The sequence below is a fragment of the Haloferax sp. s1 genome, from assembly GCF_058382125.1.
Window position 1 is genome coordinate 1 of the sequence record NZ_JBZRPK010000536.1, and the last position, 6,836, is coordinate 6,836.

Here is a 6,836-nt window from a genome sequence, read left to right on the forward strand (position 1 = left end):
GCCCCGGCGACCCGAAGAACTACACGGCGACGCGCGAACTCGTCGAGGAATTCGCCGGTGACATTCCACTCGCGGGTATCTGCCTCGGTCAGCAAATCGTCGCGAGCGCACTCGGTGGCACCACCGAGAAGATGGCCTTCGGCCATCGCGGCGTGAACCAGCCCGTTCGTGACCTCCAGACCGGAAAGGTCGTCATGACGACGCAGAACCACGGGTACACCGTCGCCGACCCCGGCGAACACCTCGACGTGACGCAAGTCAACGTCAACGACGACACCGCCGAAGGGCTCGCAAGTGAGGAACTGAGCGTCATCACCCGTCAGTACCACCCCGAAGCCCACCCCGGCCCCCACGACTCGCTCGGCTTCTTCGACGACGTACTCGCTATGACGGAGTCGGAGGGAAACGGGCGTAAGCGGCGAGTTATCGCCGACTAACGCCGTCTCACTGCGGCCAGATTTCGTTTTTCTATTTATAATCGACGCGACCGTTGCCCACGGAGCGGTGCGCTCCGTCTCGGGTGGGAGAAACTGTCAAACAGTCTCACGGCCTATTTTGTCATGTGATGGACGACGTATCGCTCATCGAGCGCGGTTTCGACGAACTTCCGGCGGAGGTGGCTCTTCTCAACGAGCACGGAGATATCGTCTACACGAACCGGTCGTGGCGGACGTTTGCGGCCGCAAACGGCTACGTCGGTGATGTCTCTTCCATCGGTGAGAACTATCTCGACGTGTGCGATGCCGCAAGCGAGGACGAAGAAGTGGCCGGTGTCGTCAGCGACGGTATTCGGTCGATACTCCGAGGGGAACAAGACCTGTTCACCGCCGAGTATCCGTGTCACTCTCCGTCCGTGTTCCGGTGGTTCATGCTCCGCGCCGTCCCGTTCGACACACAGAAACACGGCCAGTTCGCTCTCGTCGTCCACCTCGATATCACCGACAGACGACTCGCAGAGTTGCAGGTCAACGAGAAGAACCAACATCTCGCGTTGCTCGTCAATGTCCTCTCGACGGAACTCAGACAACCCCTCACGTCGGCTATCGAAGCAGCGAAACGGCTCGTTTCGGCGGACGGAAAAGACGCGGTGGCGCTCTCGGAAGCACTCTCGCGTATCGATACCATCGTCAAACGGAGCATCGGACTCGTCACCCAGACGAATTCGCTGGAACTCGAAGCGGTTGAGTTTCGGGAGTGCACGATGCAGGCGTGGCACGACCTCGACGAGGAACGCGAGGCGTCGTTTCGCATCGTCGGTGACGGGACGCTCTCGGCGGACCGTCATCTGTTCGGCCTGCTCCTCGGGTCACTACTGACCAACAGCGTCCAGCGAAGTTCGTTTCCGGGCTATCCCACTGAGATTATCGTCGGCTCGACGGACAGCGGGTTCTACGTCGATGACGACGGGCCGCGCCCCTCGGCGGAAGAGCGGGCAGCGACGAAGCCGGACCAGTTGCTCGGCGTCGATTACGAGTCGATGCAACTGTCGGTCGCGAGGCGAATCGTGGACCTTCACGGCTGGACGTTCGAAGTTTCAGACTCGGAACTCGGCGGTGCTCGGTTCGAAGTGGACGGTGTGGAGTGGCTGTGAGAAGAACCCCGACGACCTGTCTTACGAGAGGTCGGCTTCCATCACGAACGTCGGTTCGTCCGCAACGTCACTTCTGGTTGCCGCTGCGTCGGACACCCACTGGACGCTCTCGGGGAAGAGGACACGCGTCCGGTCGGCACCGACGGATGCAGCATCGCGTCGAACGGCATCTATGATGGCCTGACAGGCGTCGAGGTCGTCCCACGCGGCGACGGCGTACTCGGCCCACAGCACTTCGCCTTCGTCTTTGAGTTCGCGCGAGTAGGTCCGGTTTCGGTACGTGAAGCCGCTTGCGCTGTCGTCGCCGACGACGAACAGACGGTCGTCGGCCGCGGCGTCGTGCAGTCGGTTGCGAGTCAGTTCCGACAGCGCCCACGATTCGTCGGGGTCGAGCCCGAGGCCGGAAAGCGCGCTTCGCATCTCGTTTTCGGTCCAGAACGCCCACGCCGCGTCGGCATCGTCGCTGACGGACAGTTCGGATGTCGCATCAGCATCTGGTTCGGGGGTCGCCCACCGGAACTCGGTTCCGGGTTCGAACCCGACGCTACGGGCGTTCGAGAGACTTGGCGTGTTCCACGAGTGAATCATGTTCCGCACTCGTCGTGCGCCTTGCTCTCGCGCCCAGTCGAACAGGGCGTGGGTGAGGTGGGTCGCAATCCCCTGTTCGCGGTAATCGGGTGCGACGCGCATCCCCTGTGCCCAGCCTTCGTACTCCGAGAGCATGACGACCTGCGCGATGGCCGCAATCTCGTCTGAGGGTGTCTCGTCGCCCATATCCACGAGGAGGGTCGCCTGCTCGGGGTCGTCGGGAGCAATCCACTCGTGGTAGATTTCGGGGATGTAGTCCGACCCGCCGCGGTCGGCCCACGTGTCGCGGGTGAATGCGGCGACCGCGTCGTAGTCTTCCGGTCGTGCGGGTCGTACCTCCATCACGTTACTCCCACGGAACCGACCGTTCGGTGAGTTCCCCTTCGAGGTTGCGGCCCATCGCGTCCGCGGGGTCACTGAGATTCGCCAGCGCCCACATGAGTTTCACCTTCGCCGTACCGGGGAGGGTGTCGCCCGCTTCGATGACACCGGCATCGAGCAGGTCGCGGCCGGTGTCGTAGACGCGGTCGCAGACGCGGCCTTCGAGACACTGCGAGGTCATGGCGACGACCGTGCCGTCCTCGATGAGTTCCTCGATACGAGGGATGAGGTCGGTGTGGATGTGGCCGAGACCCGTTCCCTCGATGACGAGGCCCGCTTTCCCGTCGAGGTAGTCGAGCGCCGCGGGGTCCATCCCCGGCGTGAACTTCATGAGTTCGACATCCGCGTCGAGGTCGGCGTGAAGGGCGAGGTCTTCTTCGTCGCGTGCGGTGTAGTCGCGGCGGAACGTGACTTCTTCTGCCTCGTAGTCGACTTTGCCGAGCGGCTTTGCGCCGATGGTCTGGAAAGCATCGCGCCGGGACGTGTGGTTCTTGCGGACGCGCGTGCCCTCGTGGAGCGCGCACACGTCGTCGGACTCCGAGGCGTGCATGCAAATCATGACCTCGGCGGCGTCGGCTTTCGCGGCCTCGACGGCGCAGACGGCGTTCATGACGTTGTCCGAAGAGGGCCGGTCCGCAGAGCGCTGACTGCCCGTAAAGACGATGGGAACGGGCGTGTCGAGCATGAACGACATCGCCGACGCGGAGAACTGCATCGTGTCGGTGCCGTGCATGACGACGACGCCGTCGGCACCCGCTTCGATTTCCTCCGCGATGGCCTCGGCGAGGTCGACCCACACGTCGGTCGTCATGTTCTCCGAGAGGATGTTGGCGACGACGCGCCCGCGGTAGTTCGCGCGCCCCGCGAGGTCCGGCACGGCACGAAGCACGTCTTCGGCGTCGAACTGCGCCGTCACGGCTCCCGTCCGGTAGTCGACGGTGGAGGCGATGGTCCCACCGGTCGAGATGAGCGAGATGGTCGGCAGGTCCTCGTCGAACTCGATTTCGGAGGTGCCGTCACCTTCGGACTGTGCATCTTCGATGTCGTAGACATCCGATTCGAGAACCTCGACGTCTGCATCGTCGCGTTCGATGCCGACGTTGTAGCCGCCGCCGAGTTTGACGACGAGGTGGTCCTCTGTGGAAGACGGCATGAGCACGCCTTCGTTCGTGACGCCCGCGCGGGTGACGCGGACGCGGTCCCCTGCGTTCATATCGCGGGATACCGCGGGGGCAGACTTCAAACCCACCATTCCACCTTTTTCCTCCTCGGGGTCGCTCCGCGACCCGCTCGGAGCAAAAATCTGGACCAAAAAGTGCCGAGAGACTCGCTTTGCTCGTCTCTCGGTACGATTGCTGGAGTGGTACGACCTTAGGGACGGAGATGGAAATACTATGATTTCATTGAAATGATATTCAAAAGGTATTTTATACGGAGACTCATTCGCCACAGTATGCTCTCCAGTATATTCCTCCAGTCAGGCGGCGGTGGTGCACTCGTACTGTTTTTTCTTATCTTCCTCGTCACGATTGGGATGGTCGTGTGGACGTACAGCGATGCACGGAAGAACAGTAGCCACCCGGCCTTCCTCTGGGCAGTTGTCGTCTTTCTCGCCCCGCTCCTCGGAATCGTGCTGTACGTCCTCCTCGGCCGGAACGCCTAACGGAGCGATACGAACTCGGTCCGTCCCTCTCTGACTACACTTTTCCAATCGGCTCAGCACAAGAGCCATCACCCTCGCCCACGACCTGTCACACATGCAACGGTCGGACCAAAAAGAGTCTGAGCGGTCCGTCGACGATATCCTCTCCGGACTGAACTCCGACGACGAACCGACGCCGACAACCCAGTCAGCAGGCGGTAACGGGGGTCGTTTCAGTGGGCTGTTCTCCCCGCGCGCGTTCCTCGCGGCCCTGCTCCTCTCCGTCGGCGGTCTCGTCGTCGGTGGCGCAATCCCGATTATCGGGTTTTTCGGCCGCTTTGCCGGTATCGCCGCCGTCGGGTTCCTCATCGGTCTCGTCGGGTCGAAACGACGCTACGCCGAAGTCGGCCTCGCGGGGGCTATCGCCGCCGGTCTCGCGTTCGTCATCTCGACGCTGTTCTCCGTATTCGCGCCCTTTGCGGTGCAGTTGCTCGCGGATTACGGAATCGCTATCGCGGGCGTCGGCGCACTGAGCGGCGGGGTCGCCGGGCTCGTCGGCCACTACTTCGGACGCGACCTCCGGAGCGGACTGACACAAGACCTGTAAGTCGATTTAGTCAGTCGATTCGCCAACCGTCGCCGTCACGAGCGACCAATCCGCCCTCAGCGAGGTGGTGAAGCGCTGTGTCGACGACCGCGGGGTCCGCGTTCAGGTCCTTTGCGACACCGTGAACCGACTGTGACCCGTTTGCGAGCGAGGCGAGAATCTCCGCGTAGAACCGACTGTCGGCGTCGACGCCGAGTCTGTCGTTGATGCGGTCGAGTATCTCCGTGAGTCGACCCTGAATCCACCGTTGTGCCAGTGAGAGTTCGTTGTCGAGTTCTTCGAGTTTGCCGAGTTCGCGCGCCAAGTCGGAGATATCGTCCGTCTCGGTGTTTTCGAGTTCGAGCGACACGTGCGGACACCGACCGGCCATGTCGAGGCTCGGACTCGGCGGGTAGGCACTCTTCGCGCCGAATCCGTACGGTGAGACGTTCACTTCGAGTCTGAGGTTCCGCGAGATGTGGAAATACTTTCGTCGTTGGTGGTCGGTTCGGGGCGCGATGAGTCCCGCATCCTCCAGTTTCCGAAGGTGGTCGATGACGGCGTTGGGGCTGACGCCGAGGTACTCACTAATCTCGGTGACGTAGCACGGTTTGTGCGAGAGCAACCGCAGGATTCGGCGGCGGTTTTCGTTCCCGAGTAGGTCTAGCAGTACCGCGGAGTCCATTATCTGCTCATAGACTGTGGGCGGGGAAAAGCCTGACTCATGTGGAACCCACCGCAGTCGGGCGGTTAGCGATTATGCCGTTCCGGGGAGGTACGTGAGAGGCGGTCGAACGAGCGCGCCGCAAGAACCACCGAGAGAAACGAAAGCCCGACCGTGATAGCCGCGAGCAAAAGCCCTGCTTCGTACTTCAGCGGCGGGTAGTATCCAAAGCCGTAATCGAATATATCGTTCACGAGCGCGAGCGCGAGCGCGAACCCAAGTGCCCCCTTCGTGGTCGCACCGTAGCGCGGGACGAGGAAGGCGAGTGCGAGGAACCCGGCGTGGGTGAGCATGATACCCCAGTAGTCCCAGAGTGCGGCCCCCGAAAAGCCGACGTAGAGGTCGGGTCGGAGATTGAGCGCGACGACCGTCCAGATGCCGTACTTGAGCAACCAGACGAATGCGAGGGTATGGAGGTACGCGAGCGGACGGTTCACGGGGGCGTCAGCCACGCGACGGCCGAGGTTCGGAAGAAGCGTCGCGGCCGAGAGCGTCATCAACGCGAGGGCCGCGGGCGAGTCGCCGAAAAGCGGGTAGAAGAAGGTCGGCAGGTCGGCGAGGGAAGGGTCCGAGTGGACGTAGAAACTCACCCCAACGAGGAACGCAGAGGCGTTGAGAACGAGAAAGACGACGAGGCTGGGTCCGTTTCCGAGGTAGTACTCGACCCACTCGTCGACGGCCGCGTCGAGGTCGAAGTCTCGCAGGCGCATCGCCGATTCGGACGCAGCGGTGAAAGAAAAGGCCGTCGGGAGATGGTGGTTGATGGGATTGAGATGGCGATAGTGGTGGTTGTGGTGGTCGATAGGATTGAGATGGTGACGACGAGGACGATGGTGAGGGGTACGCAAGCAGCGACGCAGTAGGACGCAAGCAGCGACTCAGTACGCGACAATCTCTCACCCACTGCCGAGAACAAAGGACAATTACCCCGGGGTGTCGAACCTCCGAGCATGAACGCAGCCCTCATTATCCTCGATGGCTGGGGTCTCGGCGACCACGACCACCGCGACGCGGTCAAAGCGGCGGACACGCCGAACTTCGACCGCTACCGCGACACCGGTGCCTTCGGGACGCTCGTCGTCGACGGCCGACGCGTCGGCCTGCCTGACGGCCAGATGGGCAACAGCGAAGTCGGCCACCTCAACATCGGGGCGGGCCGTGTCGTCAAGCAGGCGTACACCCGCATCGGCGACAGCATCGAAGACGGTTCGTTCTACGAAAACGAGGCTATCACGGCGGCTTACGACCACGTCGAAGAGACCGGCGGCCGCGTCCACCTCATGGGACTCGTCTCCGACGGCGGCGTCCACTCAGACCAGGAACA

Annotated in this window: 8 protein-coding genes and 1 pseudogene; 5 read left to right on the forward strand and 4 right to left on the reverse strand. The window is 62.5% G+C overall.

Annotated elements, in window-relative coordinates; all coding sequences use genetic code 11:
* Both QT222_RS09235 and QT222_RS09240 read left to right on the forward strand, forming a co-directional pair.
* The coding region (locus QT222_RS09235; RefSeq protein ID WP_491476991.1) for a glutamine amidotransferase-related protein at positions 1-437 on the forward strand (437 nt) is incomplete at its 5' end.
* A 128-nt stretch (positions 438-565) separates the two neighbouring features.
* On the forward strand, positions 566-1,591 hold the full coding sequence (locus QT222_RS09240; RefSeq protein ID WP_491476992.1) for a PAS domain-containing protein: 1,026 nt from the start codon (positions 566-568) through the stop codon (positions 1,589-1,591).
* 21 nt (positions 1,592-1,612) lie between these two features.
* Here QT222_RS09240 and QT222_RS09245 read toward each other — a convergent pair whose 3' ends face one another.
* On the reverse strand, positions 1,613-2,521 hold the full coding sequence (locus QT222_RS09245; protein ID WP_491476993.1) for a GNAT family N-acetyltransferase: 909 nt from the start codon (positions 2,519-2,521) through the stop codon (positions 1,613-1,615).
* 4 nt (positions 2,522-2,525) lie between these two features.
* Positions 2,526-3,773 (reverse strand): Glu-tRNA(Gln) amidotransferase subunit GatD, encoded by a 1,248-nt coding sequence (gene gatD / locus QT222_RS09250; RefSeq protein WP_004059977.1) that lies wholly within the window; start codon positions 3,771-3,773, stop codon positions 2,526-2,528.
* Positions 3,774-4,013: 240 nt separating this feature from the next.
* Here gatD and QT222_RS09255 point away from each other — a divergent pair, with 240 nt between their 5' ends.
* Together QT222_RS09255 and QT222_RS09260 are read left to right on the forward strand one after the other, a co-directional pair.
* On the forward strand, positions 4,014-4,223 hold the full coding sequence (locus QT222_RS09255; protein ID WP_491476994.1) for a PLDc N-terminal domain-containing protein: 210 nt from the start codon (positions 4,014-4,016) through the stop codon (positions 4,221-4,223).
* Positions 4,224-4,317: 94 nt separating this feature from the next.
* Complete coding sequence (locus tag QT222_RS09260) at positions 4,318-4,809, forward strand: DUF8526 domain-containing protein (RefSeq protein WP_004059979.1); 492 nt, start codon at positions 4,318-4,320, stop codon at positions 4,807-4,809.
* 10 nt (positions 4,810-4,819) lie between these two features.
* Here QT222_RS09260 and QT222_RS09265 read toward each other — a convergent pair whose 3' ends face one another.
* Positions 4,820-5,473: an ArsR family transcriptional regulator gene (locus tag QT222_RS09265; protein ID WP_491476995.1), complete on the reverse strand. Its 654-nt coding sequence runs from the start codon at positions 5,471-5,473 to the stop codon at positions 4,820-4,822.
* A gap of 65 nt (positions 5,474-5,538) precedes the next feature.
* Entirely contained in the window at positions 5,539-6,222 is a 684-nt protein-coding gene (locus tag QT222_RS09270; protein ID WP_004059981.1) for a DUF1405 domain-containing protein, read from the reverse strand.
* 240 nt (positions 6,223-6,462) lie between these two features.
* On the opposite strand from QT222_RS09270, the pseudogene QT222_RS09275 reads away from it, so the two are divergent.
* Positions 6,463-6,836, forward strand: a pseudogene (locus QT222_RS09275) (2,3-bisphosphoglycerate-independent phosphoglycerate mutase); the annotation flags it as partial.